This is a genomic window from Photorhabdus stackebrandtii, assembly GCF_011189495.1.
GTDB lineage: Bacteria > Pseudomonadota > Gammaproteobacteria > Enterobacterales > Enterobacteriaceae > Photorhabdus > Photorhabdus khanii.
Genome location: NZ_PUJV01000008.1, coordinates 1 through 20,150, shown reverse-complemented (window position 1 = coordinate 20,150; position 20,150 = coordinate 1). Strand labels below are relative to the sequence as shown.

The following is a 20,150-nucleotide window of genomic DNA, read 5'->3' as shown; positions in this document are numbered from 1 at the left end:
TGTTTTGTTACGCCACGCTTTTAGTATTCATGTTGAACAGCAAGGCAAGGATCGTCTATGAGTGCCGCAACAACCGACGTTGAAAATCAAACTAACGGTTTCAGTGCTATCATTAACCGGATAAAAGCTGATCCTAAAGTACCATTATTAGTTGCAGGCAGCGCAGCCGTCGCGATTGTCATTGCCCTTTTCTTGTGGTTACGCAGCCCCGATTATCGGGTGCTCTACAGTAATCTGAGCGATAAAGATGGTGGCGATATTGTCACGCAACTAACCCAATTAAATATTCCGTTCCGTTTTGCCGAAAACGGCGCTGCTATCATGATCCCTGCCGAGCAGGTCCATGAGACACGGCTAAGACTGGCACAACAAGGGTTGCCTAAAGGTGGTGCCGCTGGATTTGAGCTGCTTGATAAAGAGAAATTTGGTATCAGCCAGTTCAGTGAACAGGTTAACTACCAAAGAGCATTGGAAGGTGAGTTGTCACGGACCATTGAATCACTGGGACCGGTGCAAAATGCCCGTGTTCACCTGGCGTTACCCAAACCTTCCCTGTTTGTCCGTGAACAAAAATCGCCTTCCGCATCGGTTACGGTCGGACTACTGCAAGGCCGTTCACTGGATGAAGGCCAGATTAACGCCATTGTCCATATGGTTTCCAGCAGTGTCGCTGGTTTACCTCCCGGCAACGTCACCATTGTTGATCAGACCGGACGCTTGTTAACACAAGCAGATGCCACTGGACGCGATCTGAACACCAGTCAGCTGAAATACATTCAGGAAGTGGAAAATCGCTTCCAGCATCGTATTGAAGCCATTCTGACCCCGGTTGTCGGTCGTGGTAATGTTCACGCGCAAGTGACTGCCCAGGTAGATTTTTCCCGCCGTGAAGAGACCGCAGAGGAATATAAACCTAATCAGCCACCTAATCAGGCAGCGGTTCGCTCGAAACAGTTAAGTGAAAGCGAGCAAAGTGGTGGTTCTCTGGTTGGTGGCATTCCTGGCGCGCTTTCCAATCAACCCAGCCCTCCGCCAAGTGCGCCGATTGATAAGCCGAATACCAAAGAGAGTAATAAAAACGACAAGAGCGATAAGAAAACATCATCCGCTGGTAACAATAACGAGCGCGTGGTGAACAATAATCGCAATAACCGCCGTGACGAAACCACAAACTACGAAGTGGACCGGACTATTCGCCATGTACAGCAGCAAGCCGGCGGTGTTGAACGCTTATCTGTGGCGGTTGTGGTCAATTATGTCACGGTCGACGGCAAAAATGGCCCGGAAACTCAGGCGCTGACACCGGAACAACTGGCGAAAATAGAAGCGCTGACCAGAGAAGCCATGGGCTTTTCCAAAGAACGTGGCGACAGTTTAAATGTGGTCAATACACCATTTACTGAAAGCAAAGAAAATATCGAAGTGATTCCGGTATGGCAGAACCCTGCTCTGCTGGAAAAAGCCTTTGATTTTGGTCGTTACCTTCTGTTGATACTGGTGGCTTGGCTCCTGTGGCGCAAAATGGTGGTTCCTCAACTCGCCAAAAAACGGGCCGCAGATAAAGCCGCACTTGAAGCACAGAAAGTGCAGAAAAGACAAGTGACTGAATCCAGCGCAGAAATGGATGACAGAACCCGCCAGAGACTAACACGTCAACGGGTCAGTGCTGAAATTCAAAGCCAACGTATCCGCGAATTAGCAGAAAAAGATCCTCGCGTAGTGGCGCTGGTGATCCGTCAATGGATGAGTAACGAACAATGAGCCTGAACGGAACAGAAAAAAGCGCCGTCATGTTAATGACCCTGGGAGAAGATCAGGCGGCCGAGGTGTTTAAACACCTGAACTCCAGGGAAGTCCAGCAACTCAGCATCACCATGGCGGGTATGCGCCAGGTTTCCAACCAGCAACTGGTCGATGTCTTAGCTGAATTTGAAGAGGATGCCGGCCAGTATGCGGCACTGAGTATCAATGCCAGTGACTATCTGCGTTCGGTGTTGATTAAAGCGCTGGGTGAAGAACGCGCTTCCAGTCTGCTTGAGGATATTCTCGAATCCCGTGAAACCACTACCGGTATGGAGACCCTCAACTTTATGGAGCCACAAATGGCAGCCGATATGATCCGTGAAGAACACCCACAGATTATCGCCACCATTTTGGTTCATCTGAATCGTGGGCAGGCAGCCGATATTCTTGCGCTGTTTGATGACAAACTGCGTAACGACATCATGCTGCGTATCGCCACTTTCGGTGGTGTACAACCGACTGCGCTGGCTGAACTGACAGAAGTCCTTAATAATCTGTTAGATGGTCAGAACCTCAAGCGCAGCAAAATGGGCGGTATTCGGACTGCGGCTGAGATTATCAACCTGATGAAAAGCCAGCAGGAAGAAAATGTTATCGCAGCAATGCGCGCCTACGATAACGAACTGGCACAAAAAATCATTGATGAAATGTTCCTGTTCGAAAACCTTGTCGATGTGGACGATCGCAGTATCCAGCGTCTGTTGCAGGAAATCACCACCGACTCCCTGCTTATTGCACTGAAAGGCTGCAACCAGCAACTACGCGATCACTTCCTCAACAATATGTCTCAGCGTGCCGCAGAGATTTTGCGTGACGACCTGGCAAACCGAGGTCCGGTACGTATGTCTCAAGTGGAAAGCGAACAGAAAGCCATTTTGCTTATTGTTCGTCGTCTGGCAGAAAGCGGCGAGATTATCCTGAACGGTGGTGACGATAGCTATGTCTGATAAGTTGAACAATGCTGGCTGGCAACCCTGGAAACCTAATGAACTCACGCAGTGGGAAAAACTGCATGCTAAACCAGAGCCTACTGATGACTCACCGGAAACTTCCGGGCGTGATGAAATCCTTCAACAAGCAGCAATGCTGGATAACCTGAAAGAACAGGCCCGGCAGGCAGGCCATGAACAAGGATTTGCCGAAGGCCAGACAGAAGGTTATGAAAAAGGATACCAATCCGGCTTAGAAGCCGGTCTGGAACAGGGATTAAAGGACGCAAGTCAGCAGCAGCAACCTATCACAGAGCAGTGGCAAAATCTGCTGGCCGATTTCCAGCATTCATTGGAAGGGCTTGACACGATCATTGCATCCCGCTTGATGCAATTGTCACTGACCGCTGCAAAACAGATCTTAGGTCAGCCTGCGATTTGTGATGGTACTGCCCTGCTCAATCAGATCCGTGAATTTATTCAACAGGAACCGATGTTAAGTGGTAAACCTCAATTGCGGGTTCATTCTCGCGACATGCCAATGATTGAACAACAATTAGGCAATACGCTCTCATTACACGGCTGGCGTTTACTGGCAGATAACAAGCTGCATCCGGGTGGTTGTAAAATCAGTGCAGATGAAGGTGATCTGGATGCTAGCCTGGCGACGCGCTGGCATGAATTATGCCGGCTGGCAGCACCGGGGGAATTGTAATGACGGCAAGACTCGGGCGCTGGCTGGCAACACTGGATGCTTTTGAGCAAAAATTGGAGAAGACTTCGCCGGTTCGTCGTTATGGCCGTCTGACCAGAGCGACAGGTCTGGTCATGGAGGCAACGGGCTTACATCTGCCTCTGGGAGCAACCTGCCTGATTGAACGGCAAAATGGCGGCAATATTGAAGAGGTTGAAAGTGAAGTCGTTGGTTTTAATGGCGAAAAACTTTTACTGATGCCGCTTGAAGATCTGGAAGGTATTGTACCCGGCGCACGGGTTTATGCCCGACCGTACAGTGAAGATTGCGGTAGCGGACGCCAGCTGCCTCTTGGCCCAGAACTATTAGGACGGGTTTTAGATGGTGCCGGCCGCCCACTGGATGGCTTGCCGTCACCAGATACCGGCTATCGCGCCTCACTCACCACACCGCCAATCAATCCTCTGCAACGTACGCCGATCAGTGACGTACTGGACGTGGGAGTACGGGCGATTAACGCCTTACTCACGGTAGGACGCGGCCAGCGAATGGGGTTATTTGCCGGTTCCGGGGTGGGTAAGAGCGTTCTTCTTGGTATGATGGCACGCTATACACAGGCCGATGTGATCGTCGTTGGCTTGATCGGTGAACGTGGCCGCGAAGTTAAAGACTTTATTGAAAACATCCTTGGTACAGCCGGTTTAGCCCGCTCAGTGGTTGTCGCAGCGCCTGCCGATATCTCACCTTTATTGCGCATGCAAGGCGCATCCTACGCGACCCGGATCGCCGAAGATTTTCGTGACCGGGGTAAACATGTATTACTGATTATGGATTCATTAACTCGCTACAGTATGGCTCAACGTGAAATTGCCTTGGCCATTGGCGAGCCACCGGCGACCAAAGGTTATCCGCCTTCAGTTTTCGCCAAACTTCCAACACTGGTGGAACGGGCCGGGAATGGCGTGAACGGCGGCGGTTCGATTACCGCGTTTTACACCGTACTGACCGAAGGTGATGATCAGCAAGACCCAATAGCTGATGCTGCCAGGGCGATTCTGGATGGTCACATCGTGCTCTCCCGATCTCTGGCGGAATCAGGGCACTACCCGGCAATTGATATTGAAGCCTCTATCAGCCGCGCCATGACATCATTAATTGATAAACAGCACTATCGGCGGGTACAGCAGTTTAAACAACTGCTCGCAAGTTATCAGCGTAACCGTGATCTGATTAATGTCGGTGCCTATTCTGCGGGCAATGATCCGCTATTGGACAAAGCGATTGAACTTTATCCCTATATGGCACAATTTTTACTACAAGATATTGAAGAACGTAGTGAATATGAAGCGGCCTGTATTCAACTACAACAGTTGTTACCGCTATAACGTAACGACTTTCTGTATGTTGCCATTAAAAAGCGAGGAATAAGATGCAGCAACAATCACCTCTCATGACCTTGCGTGAACTTGCACAACATGCGGTGGAGAAAGCCGCCACTCACCTTGCACAAGTTCGTCAGAACCTTCAGCAAATGGAGCAACAACTTACAACGCTGATGGGCTATCAGGATGAGTACCGGATGCGCCTGAACGACACGCTCAGTAACGGAATGCCGTGTACAACCTGGCAAAACTACCAGCAATTCATGAAGACGCTGGAAAAAGCGATTGAACAGCACAAATTGCAGCTCAATCAATGGCAACAGCGGCTTGAGACCGCTTTATCACAGTGGCAGGAAAAGCAACAACGTCTCAATGCTTTTGATACTTTGCAACAACGGGCAGATAACAACCGAAGATTACAACAGAACAGAACGGAGCAAAAACAGATGGATGAGTATGCCCAACGTAGTGCACAACGGAGAAATAGATTATGAATATCACTCTTTTGCCTGCTGACCTGAAACCGGCAGAAAATCAGCAAACGCGCAGTGATCCACTCACTGACGCTGATCAGCCTTCTGCCTTTGCTCAGTTTCTTAATCTGGAAACCGAGCCGGCACAGAAAGGTATGACCAAACCGGGAAAAGTGTCATCCAAAGACGGAAAAGAGATCACGGATGAAACAGACAACGGGTTATCGCCATTATTATCTGTATCATCTGTCTCAAATGAAATTCCAGCGGAGTCTATCGCCTCCTCACTGATTCCTCTGAATGTAAAAGCAGAGGCAGACAAACAACCAGCTCCTGTTGATGAAAAGCTCATGTCAGCAAAAGAGTTGGCGGCAAATTTACCCGTACAATTATCCAAATTAACCATCAGGTCAGAAAATCAGAAAGATAATCCACAACCAACCGAACTGATTAAACATAGTGACAAAAATAGTGATAAAAACCGTCCAGTTATCGCTGAAGAATCGGTAATGACAGGATTACCGACGGAGGAAAATCTTCTAAAGAGCATGCCAGAACAGCCAAGACATGAAGAAAAAACGGAAAGTTTTGAAAGTCTTTTTAAAATAAAACCTGAAAACGGATTAGTACAGAATTCTCAGATAAAACCAAAGATCCCTACCGTCGCTATTCAACATGAAAATGCACCTCAAAGTCATTCACGTGAATCTGCGTTGATCCAGACCACCGTTCAGACTGAAATTCAGCCCGCTACCGTAGCAGCTGAGCATCAGCAAACCGGACAAGCTCCCTCAGTAACCGCATCTCCTCTGCTTTCCGCAGGGCACAACCAGACGGCCCAATTTCAGTTATCCAGCGCCTCCACACCTTTGCTGAATGCGCAGTTGGGTAGTGAAGAGTGGCAGCAACAATTAAACCAACAGATTATCTTGTTCAACCGCAATGGCTTACAACAAGCAGAGCTGCGCCTGCATCCACAAGAGCTGGGTGCATTACAAATTCGTATGTCTGTTGAAGACAATCAGGCGCAATTGCATTTAGCATCTGCTCACAGTCATGTTCGGGCAGCCCTGGAAGCTGCATTACCTGGGCTTCGTCATGCATTAGCAGAAAGTGGAATTCAACTTACCCAAAGCAATGTCAGCAGTGACAACGCCAACCCGTGGCAACAAGAACAGCGTTCTGGTTCACAAAATTCAGGCGGAACTGACGGTCATAGCACGGACGCCACACCAGAAAACCATTCGGCTAACGAATCCACAATACGTTTAACACCTCACCAACTGGCGTCAGTCCGTGGAGGTGTGGATATTTTCGCCTGATAATAAAAAGGATTTATCCGTAGTAAACAAGACTCACAACAAACGAATGAGTTAGTGGTTTTTTCTCCGTTTGTTCCGGCTATTGCCAGCGGAAATACGCGGGATAATTATTATCGATATTGATGGATAAGCAGGTCCGCCACGGAATGAGTGGACACTTGTCCGCAACGAAAACAGGAACTTGTCTGTCCATGTCTGACTATAGCTACGAGCGTAAACGCAAAAATCCATTTTGGATGATACTGTTAGTACTGATTGCCGTTATCGGTGCCGCCATCGGAGGATACAGTTGGTGGACATTTAAGCAGGCAAAAGAGAGTAACTCTGAAGCACCCCGAATCATAGAAGTCCCTGTATTTATGACTCTGGAACCTTTCACCGTCAATCTGATTGACAATGAAGATCACTTTGACCGTGTGCTCTATATCGGCGTGACCTTACGTTTAACCGATGAAAAAACCCGCAAGCGCTTCCATGAGTATCTGCCGGAAGTTCGTAGCCGTATGTTGTTATTACTATCACGCCAGAAATCAGCGGATCTGGCTCACGACAGCGGCAAATTGCGTCTGATGAACGATATCAAGCAAACGCTGCGCCCAACATTGGTACCAGGTGAGCCGGATCAGGTCATCACCGATGTGCTGTTTACCACGTTTATTCTGCGATAATCACCATGAGTGACAATATTCTTTCACAAGCCGAGATTGATGCTCTGCTCAATGGCGACAGTGCCATTGACGACGCAGAAAACACCGCGTCTGGGGAAAACGAGGTTCGCCCTTACGATCCCAATACCCAACGCCGTGTTGTTCGGGAACGTCTGCAAGCACTGGAAATTATTAACGAACGTTTTGCCCGTCATTTTAGGATGGGGTTGTTCAACATGCTCCGCCGTAGTCCTGACATTACCGTCGGAGCAATAAAAATTCAGCCTTATCACGAATTCGCCCGTAACCTGGCGGTGCCGACCAACCTTAACCTCGTTCACCTGAAACCGTTGAGAGGAACCGCACTGTTTGCATTTGCCCCCAGCCTGGTTTACATCGCGGTAGATAACCTGTTTGGTGGTGATGGACGTTTCCCGACCAAAGTAGAAGGCCGTGAATTCACCAATACGGAACAACGGGTGATTAACCGGATGTTACGTATGGCGCTGGATTCCTACCGTGATGCCTGGGATTCCATTTTCAAAATTGAAGTGGAATATATCCGCTCTGAAATGCAGGTGAAATTCACCAATATCACCACATCACCGAACGATATTGTAGTTACGACACCGTTTCAGGTGGAAATTGGCGCGTTGAGTGGTGAGTTTAACATCTGTATTCCGTTTGCCATGATCGAACCCCTGCGGGAACGCCTGACCAATCCACCATTGGAAAATGTCCGCCAAGAAGACAGTCTGTGGCGGGAAAGCCTGGTAAAACAGGTTCAGCATTCAGAACTGGAGCTGGTCGCCAACTTTGTTGACATCCCGCTGAGGCTATCAAAAATTCTGCAACTTCAGCCGGGCGATATATTACCTATTGATAAACCCGAACGCTTGATCGTTCACGTCGATGGTGTGCCGGTGCTCACCAGTCAATACGGAACATTAAACGGGCAATACGCCCTGCGTGTCGAACATCTTATTAACCCTGTTTTAAATGCTCTGGATGAGGAACAGCCCAATGAGTGACGCTAAACAACCCACAGATACCGCTTCAACCGGGTCTGCCGAAGATATGTGGGCAGAAGCGCTGGAACAACAGGCCGCGCAACAACAAACCTCTGACAGCAGCGCGGCAATATTTGAATCTCTGGAGCCTCAGGATGCACTGGCTCATTTATCGGATATCGACCTGATTCTGGATATTCCGGTCAAATTATCCGTCGAACTGGGCCGGACAAAAATGACGATCAAACAACTGCTGAGATTGTCTCAAGGCTCCGTTGTCTCTCTTGATGGCCTTGCCGGGGAACCGTTGGATATTTTAATCAATGGCTACCTGATTGCGCAGGGTGAAGTTGTGGTTGTATCGGATAAATACGGCATCCGTATCACCGATATCATCACCCCTTCCGAACGTATGCGTCGCTTGAGTCGCTAATATGGCTTTCCAGCCTTCTCTTCATCATGGCGCGGCAGAACCTGTCGCGCAAACCCAAGCGGTTGCTCAGGTAGCCACTTCTGCGCCAATTCCCGCCGGTCAGACACTGATGCAGATCAGCAGTGCATTGGCGGGTGTCCTGCTATTGATTTTCACCCTCACCTGGCTGATACGCCGTATGGGGCTGGTTTCCGGCAAAGGAAAAACACAGCAACAACTCAGTATCAAAGCCAGTTGTTCACTTGGGCAACGTGAACGTGTCGTCATTGTGGAGGTCGAAAATGACTGGTTAGTATTAGGTGTTACTGCCCAGCAGATTAATTTGTTACATCAGATGCCAATACCTGAATCCAACGGTGATAACCCCGAAGGACACCCCATAAAACCGGCACTGTTTGGTCAGATTCTCAAAAATACCCTGATGCGACAAGGCAAGGCCGATGAAAAAAAGTAGTTCTTTCTTTATGACAGGCAATAAATTCCCATTATCATGCCGCCTGGCAATGGCACTCACTGCGCTGATTTTACCCATGGATGTCGCGGCACAGCTGCCGGGGATTATCAGCCAACCGCTGGCTAATGGCGGACAAAGCTGGTCCCTGCCGGTTCAAACATTAGTGTTTATTACCGCGCTGGGTTTCATTCCTGCGGCTTTACTCATGATGACCAGTTTTACCCGCATTATTATTGTGTTGGGTTTACTGCGTAATGCATTAGGCACCCCATCGGCTCCGCCCAATCAGGTTTTACTGGGGCTGACACTATTTATGACCTTTTTTATTATGTCGCCGGTTTTCGATAAAGTTTATCAGGATGCTTATCTGCCTTTCAGTGAAGATAAAATCAGCCTGGAAACCGCTTTAGAAAATGGCGCCAAGCCGTTACGGCAATTTATGTTACGTCAGACACGGGAAAACGATTTAGCATTGTTTGCCCGCCTTGCTGACCAACCCCCTTTTGAAACAGCAGAGTCAGTTCCTATGCGGGTATTGATGCCGGCATTTATTACCAGTGAGCTAAAAACCGCGTTCCAGATTGGTTTTACCCTGTTCATCCCCTTTCTGATTATCGACTTGGTGGTCGCCAGCGTTTTGATGGCGCTGGGAATGATGATGGTGCCACCCGCGACAATCTCATTGCCCTTTAAACTTATGTTGTTTGTATTGGTTGATGGTTGGCAATTATTGCTGGGTTCTTTGGCACAAAGTTTCTACGGTTGACCTGAAAAGAGACAAACATTATGACTCCTGAATCGGTAATGGCACTGGGTACAGAAGCAATGAAAATCGCACTGGCGCTGGCTGCACCGCTGCTTTTATCTGCTTTATTATGCGGTTTAATTGTCAGCTTATTACAAGCCGCGACACAGGTTAACGAAATGACGCTGTCATTTATCCCCAAAATTCTGGCGGTATTTGTCACTACAGTTATCGCGGGTCCCTGGATGCTGAATCTATTTTTGGACTACATGCGTGGACTCTACAGCAGCATACCCGTGATAATCGGCTGATTATGATCTCTTTTGACAGTGAAATGCTGATCCAGTTTATCAGTGAATTTTTCTGGCCGCTGGTCCGGGTCCTTGCGCTGTTCAGTACCGCGCCATTATTCAGTGAAAAACAGGCCCCTAAAAAAGTTCGGATCGGGTTAGCAGTGATGGTAACGCTGCTCTTAATGCCAAACCTGCAACCTGCGCAAGTGCCTATTTTCTCTGTCGCCGGATTTTGGGTGATTATCCAGCAAATCCTGATTGGCGCATCACTCGGCCTGACCATGCAAATAGCTTTTGCCGCAGTGCGTCATGCAGGTGAAATCATTGGCTTACAAATGGGCCTCTCATTCGCCACCTTTTTTGACCCTTCCGGCGGCCCTAATATGCCCATTCTGGCGCGTATCTTTAACCTTTTGACTTTACTGCTATTTCTGGCTTTTGACGGCCATCTGTGGCTATTATCCGTTCTGGCGGATACATTCCAGGTTATACCAGTACAGCCATTGCAACTCAGTGCTCAAGGATTTTGGCTCTTGGCACAAAGCGCCAGCATGATATTTATCAACGGCATGATGCTGGCTCTACCATTAATCACTCTGCTATTAACGCTGAATTTCTCATTGGGGATCTTAAACCGTATGACACCACAACTCTCCATCTTTGTGGTTGGTTTTCCGCTAACGCTCACTACCGGTATCCTGGTACTGACACTTTTAATCCCCATGCTGGCGCCATTTTCTGAGCGTCTGTTCAGTGAATTGTTTAATCGGCTGGCGATAATTATCAGTGGCATGGTTATTTAAAAAACTATAAGTATTATATACTGTATAAATCCTATTATTTAATACTGTAAAATTTTATTTCCAACGGTGTTATTAAAACAGAAAAATAAAATAGGTTAATGGTTCAGGAGCAGTAAATTAATGAATATAGAACAAGAGTTATATAACGCCGCGATTAGCTTAATTGAAAAACGATATCCAAAGGGATGGGGTGGCGCAGCCGCAGTACGGACAGAATCGGGTAAGATTTTAACCAGTATTGCGCCTGATACCAAAAATGACGCGTTATCCCTTTGTATGGAAGTCGGTGCCTATTTGGAGGCACATAAACTTAATGAAGCGGTCACACACTCCTTATGTCTCTGTCGTGAGGATGCCGATTGTGAATATATCATTTTGACACCCTGCGGAATATGTCAAGAACGTTTGGTTCATTGGGGCGGTTCAGTTAAAGTGGCTGTGACTAATGATAAAAACGCGTTATTATTTAAAACAATACGTGAATTGCAACCTTATCATTGGTCAGCCGTTAATGGAGCAATTCTCTAAATTAGAAGATCTTGGATTCGTAGAGTAAATGCAATTAACTCTCCTTTTAAAAAGTTGCATTTATTGAATTAAATCTGTCCTTGATATAAAAATTTAATACCTCTGTATTCTCATTTTTAAATGATTATGGCAGGTTAAACATGTTCATCACGCTTCATTGTTGAATCACTTAATCGAAATCCATTAACCATTAGCAGGGATCTGAAAAGAAATAAAAAAAGGGATAAAATGGTTAATCTGGCAGGATTTAAGCTCTGAAAAAAGGATTGATTATTGGAAAAAACAGAAAGGGATATTTTTATCTCATCAGGCTATTTACTGGCTGATTTATGAAGACAAAATAAAGGGGGTGATTTATTAAAATTGCGGGTAAAACAGCGTCAATAAAGATAAAAATCGGATATGATTAGCGTTGATTAAAAGTTAAAATACAATAACCGATGATGATTAAACTTCACAAAAATCAGGTATTAAAAATGGTAAAAACAACGGTAAAAACGTTATACCGATTAAAACCATAAATTAAAAGAATGACTTTTAATAACAGATTAAAACCTACCTGTCATAAAACCCAAGGTAGGATTTAACTTTTTTCCTGCCATATTAATTTATTTATCAGCGGTTTTATACTTCATTTATTTTACATTTACCTAACCTGCCATAATCATTTAAAAGTGCAAATACAGAAGTATTAAATTTTTATATCAAGGGCAGATTTAACTTGGTAAAATATTTCATAAGGAGAGTTAATAGCATTTAATCGGAAATCATTAACCATTAATAGTGAGTTGAAAATAAATCTGCATGTAAAACAATATTACCCAAATAGATGGGGATTAAGGTGCTTTCCCACTGGTTATTTTATGAAGAAAATCGTAAAAATAACGCAATAAAAAAGAGATAAAATGGTTAATCTGGCAGGATTTAAGCTCTGAAAAAAGGATTGATTATTGAAAAAAATAGAAAGGGATATTTTTACATCATCAAGCTATTTACTTGTTGATTTATGAAGACAAAATAAAGGATGGTGATTTATTAAAACTGCTGGTAAAACAGCGACAGTAAAGATAAAAAGTAGATATGATTAGCATTCGTTCATAAACAGGATATTTAGCGCCAACCTGTTATTTTAGATAGAAAAAAGGCTTTATTTATGTCCTGATAATTATCGCAAAATAAAATACCAAAATCAGAGAATAAAGCCGATGACAATTATTGCGTCAGCTCAAGAATATAATCGGTATGGGGCAAATGATTCAGATCCCCTGGCTGAAACAGTGACGATGCAATAAAGCCCAGCGGATCATGTTCTATCGGATCGACCGGTATGGTGTGGCGGGAAAAACAGATTTCATCCTCGGTACCCGGCCCCTTTATCGGATTTTTAGCCAATTCATGAAACTGAAACACCGGATTATCCGGGCTATAAAAAATCGCTTTCGGGCAGTGTGGATTGTCAGACATACACCGTTTTCCCACCAGGGAAATCGTCACGGGAATACCGTCGGCTTCATCAACCACCCAAATATCCCCTATCGGTTCAATCTGGTTATAAATAAAAACCCGTTTACCGACTTTTAAGGTTAATTTATGAATACAGGGGTCCGGGATTTTACAATCGCAAACGGCACTTTTCATGTTAACTGAAAGCATAGTTTTTCCTTACCTCTCAGTATTAACTGCCGGAAACAGTTAATACTGAGTTATTTTAAAAAGGCCATAGTTATCTTGAAATAACCACTTTTCCATTGATTAAAGAAAAATAGGGGCTAAATGTACGACCGTTTTCACCATTTTTATCTCTAATTAACAATGGCGAATTATTACTATCTTCAATTTCAAAACGGAATAACCGCCCCCCCAGATAACGCACTAACTTATATTTTCTCCAGTCTATCGGTATAGCCTGATAACCGTCATCAAAATTTCTCCCAAAGTCTAAAGAATCAAAATAACTTTGTTCCGTACTGTCATTAGCCTGCGCATGCTCATACAACATTATTTTGGCGGCATGTTGTAAAGCCCCCGAATCTTTATTTTTCATTATTTTCCAGATATCTTCATAGGCTTTTTTAACCAATTCCGTGCTTGTTTCCGTTTCCGGCAAAGGCGTAGCCGTCGTCCAGGCCCAGACAGGCAGATCATTTAATGTCACTGTCCGTTCCGTATGATAATAAAATTTATCCGGATATTCTTTCGTCGTAATTCTACTGGATTGCTCAGTATCAATATTAAAATTAACAGACTGCATGCTATTAGGTTTTAATATTCCATCTTTATCTACTACCTTGGTGACAATATTAGTAATTTCATCAGAATCATAGGGAGTCGCCCTCACCAATCGGACCTTGCATTTCGCATCTTTTTCTTTATAAATATACTTATCATCCCGGGCACTTAATGGCCCCATATCAAGACTGATAACGTTCTTACCGTTTTGCAATATCACTGCAACATTGTAGCCAGTTGATATAGTACCGCTGATCGAGCCCAGATTACTTAAAGTGTAGATCCCATTGACTGTCAGTACACAAAATGCCTGATTTGTTTCTAAATAAGTAATATATTTAACTTTATCCATCGTATTCTTCCCATAGGTTGATAATGAAAATAAGGCCATAAAAAACAAAATAACTTTATTCATTGCGATAGCCTCAGTTTGTATGTCGATTTTTCTTTTGGCAGTTTAGGATATATCTCCCATTTTTTTTGTTTCTTATTATCCACATTGCTTCCTGATCCGATAGACTTACCATTATTTTCAGATGGTGCTACGCCCACCCCATACTCCACATAATAACTGGCAACAATCCCCTCATGGAAAAACACCAGATATAACCCGTTATCCTGCTTATCCAATTCAAAACACCCTTCTGCTTCAATATCCGCACCGGCTTTAAAATACCCCTCCACCAGATAATATTTAAAGCCCGCCTGAATATTCGTTTCCGCACTAATCGCCAACGTACCTTTGACCATATCCCCTAACTGAAATTCCATCTCCCGTTCTTCATTGCTGGCATATTTAAACGACAGGTTTAACGCCCCTTCCAGCACCATATCTAATTGCGCCCCCAGATAAGCCCCATTCCGCCCTTCGTCTACCGCCGCCTTTCCTTTTAATCCCTGTTCACGAATTAAGGCTATTAACTTCTCAACACCGAATTCCGTGGCAAATGCCTGAATTAAATCCAGCCGCAATTTCATCCCAATCAGCGGCGCTAATTCCACCGAAACCGCGTGTTCAAAATACGCCTCATTGCCCTGTGTGGCATTCACCAGTTTACTGCCGCCGCTTAATTTTATTTCCGGCGTCTGGATTTCCATTTCCAGTAGTGTAATTTCCTGACTGCCTTCACTGGAAAACAGTTTTTGCAGCGTATCAACCGCCTGAAGCCCTTTATTCACTAACCCCAGTTTCTTGCGTTTTGTTTTAAACGCCTCTTCCAACTCATGCGTAAAAGTGCGGGAATAGGGGCCCAGGGTGTAAGCAAAACGCCCTTCGATAGTTAACGTATCCGTTAATTCATAACCGGCGGTGCGTTTATGCCAGTTTTCACCCGGCCTTTTCGCCTGCGGATTGACTTGCGTCCTCGCCGCAAGCGCCTCCGCTTTTCTTTCCGCCACACTTCTTTCCCGGACTGCCTGCTCCGCCCCTATCGTCATATCCAGCATCCATTCATATTGCGGCAAAACATGGATTGTCGTGTCAAGCGCATCGACCGGGCCCAGTAACAACGCCTTCACCTTATTGTCCGCCAATGGGAATTGGCGCGTGACAAAAGGCTGGCCGTAACATTGCGTCAGTTCAAGAATATAATCGGTATGGGGCAAATGATTCAGATCCCCTGGCTGAAACAGGGACGATGCAATAAAGCCCAGCGGATCCTGTTCTATCGGATCGACCGGTATGGTGTGGCGGGAAAAACAGATTTCATCCTCGGTACCCGGCCCCTTTATCGGATTTTTAGCCAATTCATGAAATTGAAATGCCGGATTATCCGGGCTATAAAAAATTGCTTTCGGACAGTGTGGATTGTCAGACACACACCGTTTTCCCAACAGGGAAATCGTCACGGGAATACCGTCGGCTTTATCAACCACCCAAATATCCCCTATCGGTTCAATCTGGTTATAAATAAAAACCCGTTTACCCACTTTTAAGGTTAATTTGTGAATACAGGGGTCCGGGATTTTACAATCGCAAACAGCACTTTTCATGTTAACTGAGAGCATGTTTTTTCCTTACCTCTCAGTATTAATTGCCGGAAACAGTTAATACTGAATTATCTGAAAGAAACCATAGTTACCTTGAAATAACTACTTTTCCATTAATCAAAGAAAAAAACGGACTAAATGTTCGTCCATTCTTACCATCCTTATCCCTAATTAATAATGGGGATGGTGATCCATGTTCAACTTCAAACCGAAATAACCTCCCCTCCATATAACGCGCTAGTTTATATTTATTCCAGTCTATCGGCACTGCTTGATAACCGTTATTAAAATCATCCTTAAAATCCAGAGAATCAAAATAACTCTGTTCTGTACTATCATTAGCCTGGGCATGTTCATACAACATTAATTTGGCTACCGATTGTAAAGCAGCCAAATCTTTATTTTTCATTATTTGCCAGATATCTTCATAGGCTTTTTTAACCAATTCAGTACTTGCCGCTGTCTCCGGCAAGGAAGTAGCCGTCGTCCAGGCCCAAATAGGTAGATCATTCAGTATAATTGTCCGCTCCGTATGATAATAAAACTCGCCAGGGTATTCTTTCTCAGTAATTTTACTAGATTGCGCAGTATCAGTATTAAAATTAATCGACTGAATACTATTAGGCTCCAATATGCCGTTTTTATCTACCACACTGGTAATAATATTCGTGACTTCATCGGATTGGTAAGGAGTTATCCTCACCAAACGGACCTTACACTCTGCATCTCTTTCTTTATAAACATATTTATCATCCCGGGCACTTAATGGCCCCATATCAAGACTAAGAATGTTTTTACCGTTTTGCAATAGCAGTGCAATGTTATATCCGGTCGATATGGTACCAGATATAGAACTAAAATTATCTAAAGTGGTAATTTCATTTACTTTGAATCTACAAAGCACTCTATTCGATTCTAAGTAAGCAATATATTTAACTTTATCCATCGTATTTTTCCCATAAGCTGATAATAAAAATAAAGCCATAAAAAACAAAATTAGTTTTCTCATTGCGATATCCTCAGTTTGTATGTCGATTTTTCTTTTGGTAACTTCGGATATATCTCCCACTTTTTTTGTTTTTTATTACCATTCTTTTGGTTAAAATTATCTGCTTTGTTTTCAGATGGTACTACTCCTGCCCCATACTCCACATAATAACTGGCAACAATCCCCTCATGGAAAAACACCAGATATAATCCATTATCCTGCTTATCCAATTCAAAACACCCTTCCGCTTCAATATCTGCACCGGCTTTAAAATACCCTTCCACCAGATAATATTTAAAGCCCGCCTGAATATTCGTTTCCGCACTAATCGCCAACGTACCTTTGACCATATCCCCCAACTGGAATTCCATCTCCCGCTCTTCATTGCTGGCATATTTAAACGACAGGTTTAACGCCCCTTCCAGTACCATATCTAATTGCGCCCCCAGATAAGCGCCGTCCCGCCCTTCGTCTACCGCCGCCTTTCCTTTTAATCCCTGCTCACGAATTAAGGCTATTAACTTCTCAACACCGAATTCCGTGGCAAATGCCTGAATTAAATCCAGCCGCAATTTCATCCCAATCAGCGGCGCTAATTCCACCGAAATCGCCTGCTCAAAATAGGCCTCATTGCCATGCGTGGCATTCACCAGTTTACTGCCGCCGCTTAATTTTATTTCCGGCGTCTGGATTTCCATTTCCAGCAGTTTTATTTCCTGGCTGCCTTCACTGGAAAACAGTTTTTGCAGCGTATCAACCGCCTGAAGCCCTTTATTCACTAACCCCAGTTTCTTGCGTTTTGTTTTAAACTCCTCTTCCAACTCATGCGTAAAGGTGCGGGAATAGGGGCCCAGGGTGTAAGCAAAACGCCCTTCGATAGTTAACGTATCCGTTAATGCATAACCGGCGGTGCGTTTATGCCAGTTTTCACCCGGCCTTTTCGCCTGCGGATTGACTTGCTTCCTCGCCGCAAGCGCCTCCGCTTTTCTTTCCGCCACACTTCTTTCCCGGACTGCCTGCTCCGCCCCTATCGTCACATCCAGCGTCCATTCATATTGCGGCAAAACATGAATTGTCGTGTAAAGCGCATCGACCGGGCCCAATAACAACGCTTTCATCTTATCATCCGCCAATGAAAATGAACGCGTAACAAAAGGCTGACCGTAGCATTGCGTCAGCTCAAGAATATAATCGGTATGGGGCAAATGACTCAGCTCCCCCTGCTGAAACAGGGACGATGCAATAAAGCCCAGCGGATCATGTTCTATCGGATCGACCGGTATGGTGTGGCGGGAAAAACAGATTTCATCCTCGGTACCCGGCCCCTTTATCGGATTTTTAGCCAATTCATGAAACTGAAACACCGGATTATCCGGGCTATAAAAAATCGCTTTCGGGCAGTGTGGATTATCAGATACACACCGTTTTCCCACCAGGGAAATCGTCACGGGAATACCGTCGGCTTCATCAACCACCCAAATATCCCCTATCGGTTCAATCTGGTTATAAATAAAAACCCGTTTACCGACTTTTAAGGTTAATTTATGAATACAAGGGTCCGGGATTTTACAATCGCAAACGGCACTTTTCATATTAACTGAGAGCATGTTTTTTCCTTAGCCAATATTGACACTGCCACCACCAATCACTATTCCGCCACAACTCACCGCATCACCGGTTCTTGCAGCAGGTTTACCGTCAATAAAAACGGTGCTGGAGCCACCGGCAATTATTCGTGAATGGGATGAATGAGGCGCCAAAATATCCCCCTGACGAGCCAGAGGAATACCATCGGCTTTCACACTGACAGATCCCGAAATAATCGGCGTTGCTTGACAATCATCATGCGCCGTACCGATATCACCGATTTTTACCGCATTACCCATATTCCCTCCTCATCTCTCACGAGGTTAAAATAATTAGTCTTTAAATTGGAACCAAGGTGATGATGAATCACTTAATTCCTGAAATAACAGTTTTTCAGCCCGCAGATGCCCCGGCTCATAGATATTATTCAAGATGCGTTTGTAGCGTGTGGGCGATTCTTCAACAGATCGATATCTTTGTGAGAAGTATAATTTCAGTATTCCCCGGACACTGTGATCATCCGTGATACCGATATTTTTTAACTCGGTAACCAGTGCCCGGATATAGCCAACGTAATCAAAACCCTCAATAATTTCCCACTCGATTACTGATGCCACTAATGTCTGTACATAACGTTCAGCAAAAGCAGCATCAATCTTTTCCAGTTGTTCTGACGTAATCGACAATAGCTTTCTTTTATTGCTGGCACCTTGCGGATAATGTTCTCTGGCAGCGAGAAAATCATGATTTTGAATATTACCCTGATAGTTGGTGGCAATTTTATCTATCGGTCCCATAAAGCAGTGAATTTCCCAGTCACTCAGAACACTGAGAAATTCCCAGATATTGCGCGGATCATAAAACCGGAAAAAAACCGGTTTATTCTGACCGGGTAATAATACTTGTAAATGCTTACGCAGATGCCGACGTAATGTTTTCATATCCGCTTGAGTACTCAAGTAAATTCCCCAGGGCGTTTTCCACTCCTCCAAATAGAGTTTGAACTTTTCTGTTACCTCGACTAAATAAGGCGCAACCTTAAGCAATTCAGGCGATAAAGATTCATCGTAAAGACAGGTGTAAGGGGGCTTAAAATGCCCCAATATAAGCAGCAACCTCGATTCTGTTGCAGCGTCAACGACGGCATACAGCTTTTCTTTAACCATTGTGATTTTTCTCCATCGGACAATGTGCAACAAACATCGAACCGGCATGAGCGGCACTTTGCAAAATAGCAGGATTAACCGGTTGTAATAAGACGCCGGGATTGCCCCCCGAATTCAGGTTAATAGACGGGCCTTTAATATCCACACCACCCGCATGAATAACGATAAAACTATTACCCACTTTCAGGGTGATTTTGCCGTCGCTTTTTACCGTGATATCATCATTGGTATCGATACTGAATACGCCCTGTATTTTCTGTATCACATCGCCTTTAACCTGCAAGGATTTATCACCGTCAACCTGAGCAATGTAATCACCAGTGGTTTTATGGTCCTGTTGCCCCTCCACAGTCACTTTACGGTTATTGGCAATGGCCAGTTCGTCATCATGTCCAATCGCGGTTGTGCGGTTGTAATTAATTTTTTCATCCCGGGAATTACGCACCTGAATCGCCAGATTTTTCTGGGCGTGAATAAAGACTTCTTCCCGATCTTTTTCATCCTCAAACCGCAGTTCATTAAAACCCTCTCCTTTATGGGTTTTTGAGCGGATTGACATCTGGGTTTTTGCTATCGGTAACGGGTTCGGCACAATATTGCTGGCATGATAGGTGCGCCCAATAATAATCGGCTGGTCCGGGTCACCATGCAAAAAATCCACCAGCACTTCCTGAC

General features: G+C 44.9%; 22 protein-coding genes. 14 read left to right on the top strand and 8 right to left on the bottom strand.

Annotation, left to right across the window (positions count from 1 at the left end; all coding sequences use genetic code 11):
- The first annotated feature begins 57 nt into the window (after positions 1-57).
- The 14 genes from fliF (at position 58) to C5470_RS08720 (ending at position 11,516) form a co-directional block, all read left to right on the top strand.
- Complete coding sequence (gene fliF / locus C5470_RS08785; RefSeq protein ID WP_166287873.1) at positions 58-1,761, top strand: flagellar basal-body MS-ring/collar protein FliF; 1,704 nt, start codon at positions 58-60, stop codon at positions 1,759-1,761.
- Positions 1,758-2,750, top strand: coding sequence for a flagellar motor switch protein FliG (fliG, locus tag C5470_RS08780; RefSeq protein WP_166287870.1), 993 nt, complete (start codon positions 1,758-1,760; stop codon positions 2,748-2,750). The genes fliF and fliG overlap by 4 nt, the downstream gene beginning before the upstream one ends.
- Positions 2,743-3,447 (top strand): flagellar assembly protein FliH, encoded by a 705-nt coding sequence (fliH, locus tag C5470_RS08775; protein ID WP_166287867.1) that lies wholly within the window; start codon positions 2,743-2,745, stop codon positions 3,445-3,447. The genes fliG and fliH overlap by 8 nt, the downstream gene beginning before the upstream one ends.
- A complete protein-coding gene (fliI, locus tag C5470_RS08770) occupies positions 3,447-4,811 on the top strand; it encodes a flagellar protein export ATPase FliI (RefSeq protein WP_166287864.1) in 1,365 nt (454 codons plus the stop codon). The genes fliH and fliI overlap by 1 nt, the downstream gene beginning before the upstream one ends.
- Positions 4,812-4,855: 44 nt before the next feature.
- On the top strand, positions 4,856-5,302 hold the full coding sequence (fliJ, locus tag C5470_RS08765; RefSeq protein ID WP_166287861.1) for a flagellar export protein FliJ: 447 nt from the start codon (positions 4,856-4,858) through the stop codon (positions 5,300-5,302).
- Entirely contained in the window at positions 5,299-6,603 is a 1,305-nt protein-coding gene (locus tag C5470_RS08760) for a flagellar hook-length control protein FliK (RefSeq protein ID WP_166287858.1), read from the top strand. Before fliJ ends, C5470_RS08760 begins: the two co-directional genes overlap by 4 nt.
- A 191-nt stretch (positions 6,604-6,794) precedes the next feature.
- Positions 6,795-7,271: a flagellar basal body-associated protein FliL gene (gene fliL / locus C5470_RS08755; protein ID WP_046976465.1), complete on the top strand. Its 477-nt coding sequence runs from the start codon at positions 6,795-6,797 to the stop codon at positions 7,269-7,271.
- Between the two features lie 5 nt (positions 7,272-7,276).
- The gene (gene fliM / locus C5470_RS08750) at positions 7,277-8,281 is read left to right on the top strand and encodes a flagellar motor switch protein FliM (RefSeq protein WP_021324074.1); all 1,005 of its coding nucleotides are present in this window, start codon (positions 7,277-7,279) and stop codon (positions 8,279-8,281) included.
- Positions 8,274-8,693: a flagellar motor switch protein FliN gene (fliN, locus tag C5470_RS08745; RefSeq protein WP_021324075.1), complete on the top strand. Its 420-nt coding sequence runs from the start codon at positions 8,274-8,276 to the stop codon at positions 8,691-8,693. Before fliM ends, fliN begins: the two co-directional genes overlap by 8 nt.
- Position 8,694: 1 nt before the next feature.
- Positions 8,695-9,147: a flagellar biosynthetic protein FliO gene (gene fliO, locus C5470_RS08740; protein WP_036849052.1), complete on the top strand. Its 453-nt coding sequence runs from the start codon at positions 8,695-8,697 to the stop codon at positions 9,145-9,147.
- A gap of 49 nt (positions 9,148-9,196) precedes the next feature.
- A complete protein-coding gene (gene fliP / locus C5470_RS08735) occupies positions 9,197-9,913 on the top strand; it encodes a flagellar type III secretion system pore protein FliP (protein ID WP_110742948.1) in 717 nt (238 codons plus the stop codon).
- Between the two features lie 20 nt (positions 9,914-9,933).
- The gene (fliQ, locus tag C5470_RS08730; RefSeq protein ID WP_036849050.1) at positions 9,934-10,203 is read left to right on the top strand and encodes a flagellar biosynthesis protein FliQ; all 270 of its coding nucleotides are present in this window, start codon (positions 9,934-9,936) and stop codon (positions 10,201-10,203) included.
- A 2-nt stretch (positions 10,204-10,205) separates the two neighbouring features.
- Positions 10,206-10,988 carry a flagellar biosynthetic protein FliR gene (fliR, locus tag C5470_RS08725; protein WP_036849048.1) on the top strand — a complete coding sequence of 261 codons (783 nt, stop codon included), beginning with the start codon at positions 10,206-10,208 and terminating at the stop codon, positions 10,986-10,988.
- 120 nt (positions 10,989-11,108) lie between these two features.
- Positions 11,109-11,516, top strand: a complete 408-nt coding sequence (locus C5470_RS08720) for a cytidine deaminase (RefSeq protein WP_036849046.1) — start codon at positions 11,109-11,111, stop codon at positions 11,514-11,516.
- Between the two features lie 1,212 nt (positions 11,517-12,728).
- On the opposite strand, the gene C5470_RS08715 is transcribed toward C5470_RS08720, so the two are convergent.
- The 8 genes from C5470_RS08715 to C5470_RS08680 form a co-directional block, all read right to left on the bottom strand.
- Positions 12,729-13,169 (bottom strand): hypothetical protein, encoded by a 441-nt coding sequence (locus C5470_RS08715; RefSeq protein WP_036849044.1) that lies wholly within the window; start codon positions 13,167-13,169, stop codon positions 12,729-12,731.
- A gap of 70 nt (positions 13,170-13,239) precedes the next feature.
- Positions 13,240-14,160, bottom strand: a complete 921-nt coding sequence (locus C5470_RS08710) for a hypothetical protein (protein ID WP_051477439.1) — start codon at positions 14,158-14,160, stop codon at positions 13,240-13,242.
- On the bottom strand, positions 14,157-15,752 hold the full coding sequence (locus C5470_RS08705; RefSeq protein ID WP_166287855.1) for a hypothetical protein: 1,596 nt from the start codon (positions 15,750-15,752) through the stop codon (positions 14,157-14,159). Before C5470_RS08705 ends, C5470_RS08710 begins: the two co-directional genes overlap by 4 nt.
- A 70-nt stretch (positions 15,753-15,822) precedes the next feature.
- On the bottom strand, positions 15,823-16,743 hold the full coding sequence (locus tag C5470_RS08700) for a hypothetical protein (protein ID WP_166287852.1): 921 nt from the start codon (positions 16,741-16,743) through the stop codon (positions 15,823-15,825).
- Positions 16,740-18,329, bottom strand: a complete 1,590-nt coding sequence (locus C5470_RS08695) for a hypothetical protein (protein ID WP_166287849.1) — start codon at positions 18,327-18,329, stop codon at positions 16,740-16,742. Before C5470_RS08695 ends, C5470_RS08700 begins: the two co-directional genes overlap by 4 nt.
- A gap of 9 nt (positions 18,330-18,338) precedes the next feature.
- Complete coding sequence (locus C5470_RS08690) at positions 18,339-18,608, bottom strand: type VI secretion system PAAR protein (RefSeq protein WP_152964176.1); 270 nt, start codon at positions 18,606-18,608, stop codon at positions 18,339-18,341.
- 33 nt (positions 18,609-18,641) lie between these two features.
- Positions 18,642-19,475: a DUF4123 domain-containing protein gene (locus tag C5470_RS08685; RefSeq protein ID WP_166287846.1), complete on the bottom strand. Its 834-nt coding sequence runs from the start codon at positions 19,473-19,475 to the stop codon at positions 18,642-18,644.
- The coding region (locus C5470_RS08680) for a bacteriophage T4 gp5 trimerisation domain-containing protein (protein ID WP_422631060.1) at positions 19,468-20,150 on the bottom strand (683 nt) is incomplete at its 5' end. The genes C5470_RS08685 and C5470_RS08680, both read right to left, overlap by 8 nt.

Coding starts and splice junctions, on each gene's coding strand:
- fliF (WP_166287873.1), top strand. CDS start 58: ATGAGTGCCGCAACAACCGACGTTGAAAATCAAACTAACGGTTTCAGT.
- fliG (WP_166287870.1), top strand. CDS start 1,758: ATGAGCCTGAACGGAACAGAAAAAAGCGCCGTCATGTTAATGACCCTG.
- fliH (WP_166287867.1), top strand. CDS start 2,743: ATGTCTGATAAGTTGAACAATGCTGGCTGGCAACCCTGGAAACCTAAT.
- fliI (WP_166287864.1), top strand. CDS start 3,447: ATGACGGCAAGACTCGGGCGCTGGCTGGCAACACTGGATGCTTTTGAG.
- fliJ (WP_166287861.1), top strand. CDS start 4,856: ATGCAGCAACAATCACCTCTCATGACCTTGCGTGAACTTGCACAACAT.
- C5470_RS08760 (WP_166287858.1), top strand. CDS start 5,299: ATGAATATCACTCTTTTGCCTGCTGACCTGAAACCGGCAGAAAATCAG.
- fliL (WP_046976465.1), top strand. CDS start 6,795: ATGTCTGACTATAGCTACGAGCGTAAACGCAAAAATCCATTTTGGATG.
- fliM (WP_021324074.1), top strand. CDS start 7,277: ATGAGTGACAATATTCTTTCACAAGCCGAGATTGATGCTCTGCTCAAT.
- fliN (WP_021324075.1), top strand. CDS start 8,274: ATGAGTGACGCTAAACAACCCACAGATACCGCTTCAACCGGGTCTGCC.
- fliO (WP_036849052.1), top strand. CDS start 8,695: ATGGCTTTCCAGCCTTCTCTTCATCATGGCGCGGCAGAACCTGTCGCG.
- fliP (WP_110742948.1), top strand. CDS start 9,197: ATGGCACTCACTGCGCTGATTTTACCCATGGATGTCGCGGCACAGCTG.
- fliQ (WP_036849050.1), top strand. CDS start 9,934: ATGACTCCTGAATCGGTAATGGCACTGGGTACAGAAGCAATGAAAATC.
- fliR (WP_036849048.1), top strand. CDS start 10,206: ATGATCTCTTTTGACAGTGAAATGCTGATCCAGTTTATCAGTGAATTT.
- C5470_RS08720 (WP_036849046.1), top strand. CDS start 11,109: ATGAATATAGAACAAGAGTTATATAACGCCGCGATTAGCTTAATTGAA.
- C5470_RS08715 (WP_036849044.1), bottom strand. CDS start 13,169: ATGCTTTCAGTTAACATGAAAAGTGCCGTTTGCGATTGTAAAATCCCG.
- C5470_RS08710 (WP_051477439.1), bottom strand. CDS start 14,160: ATGAATAAAGTTATTTTGTTTTTTATGGCCTTATTTTCATTATCAACC.
- C5470_RS08705 (WP_166287855.1), bottom strand. CDS start 15,752: ATGCTCTCAGTTAACATGAAAAGTGCTGTTTGCGATTGTAAAATCCCG.
- C5470_RS08700 (WP_166287852.1), bottom strand. CDS start 16,743: ATGAGAAAACTAATTTTGTTTTTTATGGCTTTATTTTTATTATCAGCT.
- C5470_RS08695 (WP_166287849.1), bottom strand. CDS start 18,329: ATGCTCTCAGTTAATATGAAAAGTGCCGTTTGCGATTGTAAAATCCCG.
- C5470_RS08690 (WP_152964176.1), bottom strand. CDS start 18,608: ATGGGTAATGCGGTAAAAATCGGTGATATCGGTACGGCGCATGATGAT.
- C5470_RS08685 (WP_166287846.1), bottom strand. CDS start 19,475: ATGGTTAAAGAAAAGCTGTATGCCGTCGTTGACGCTGCAACAGAATCG.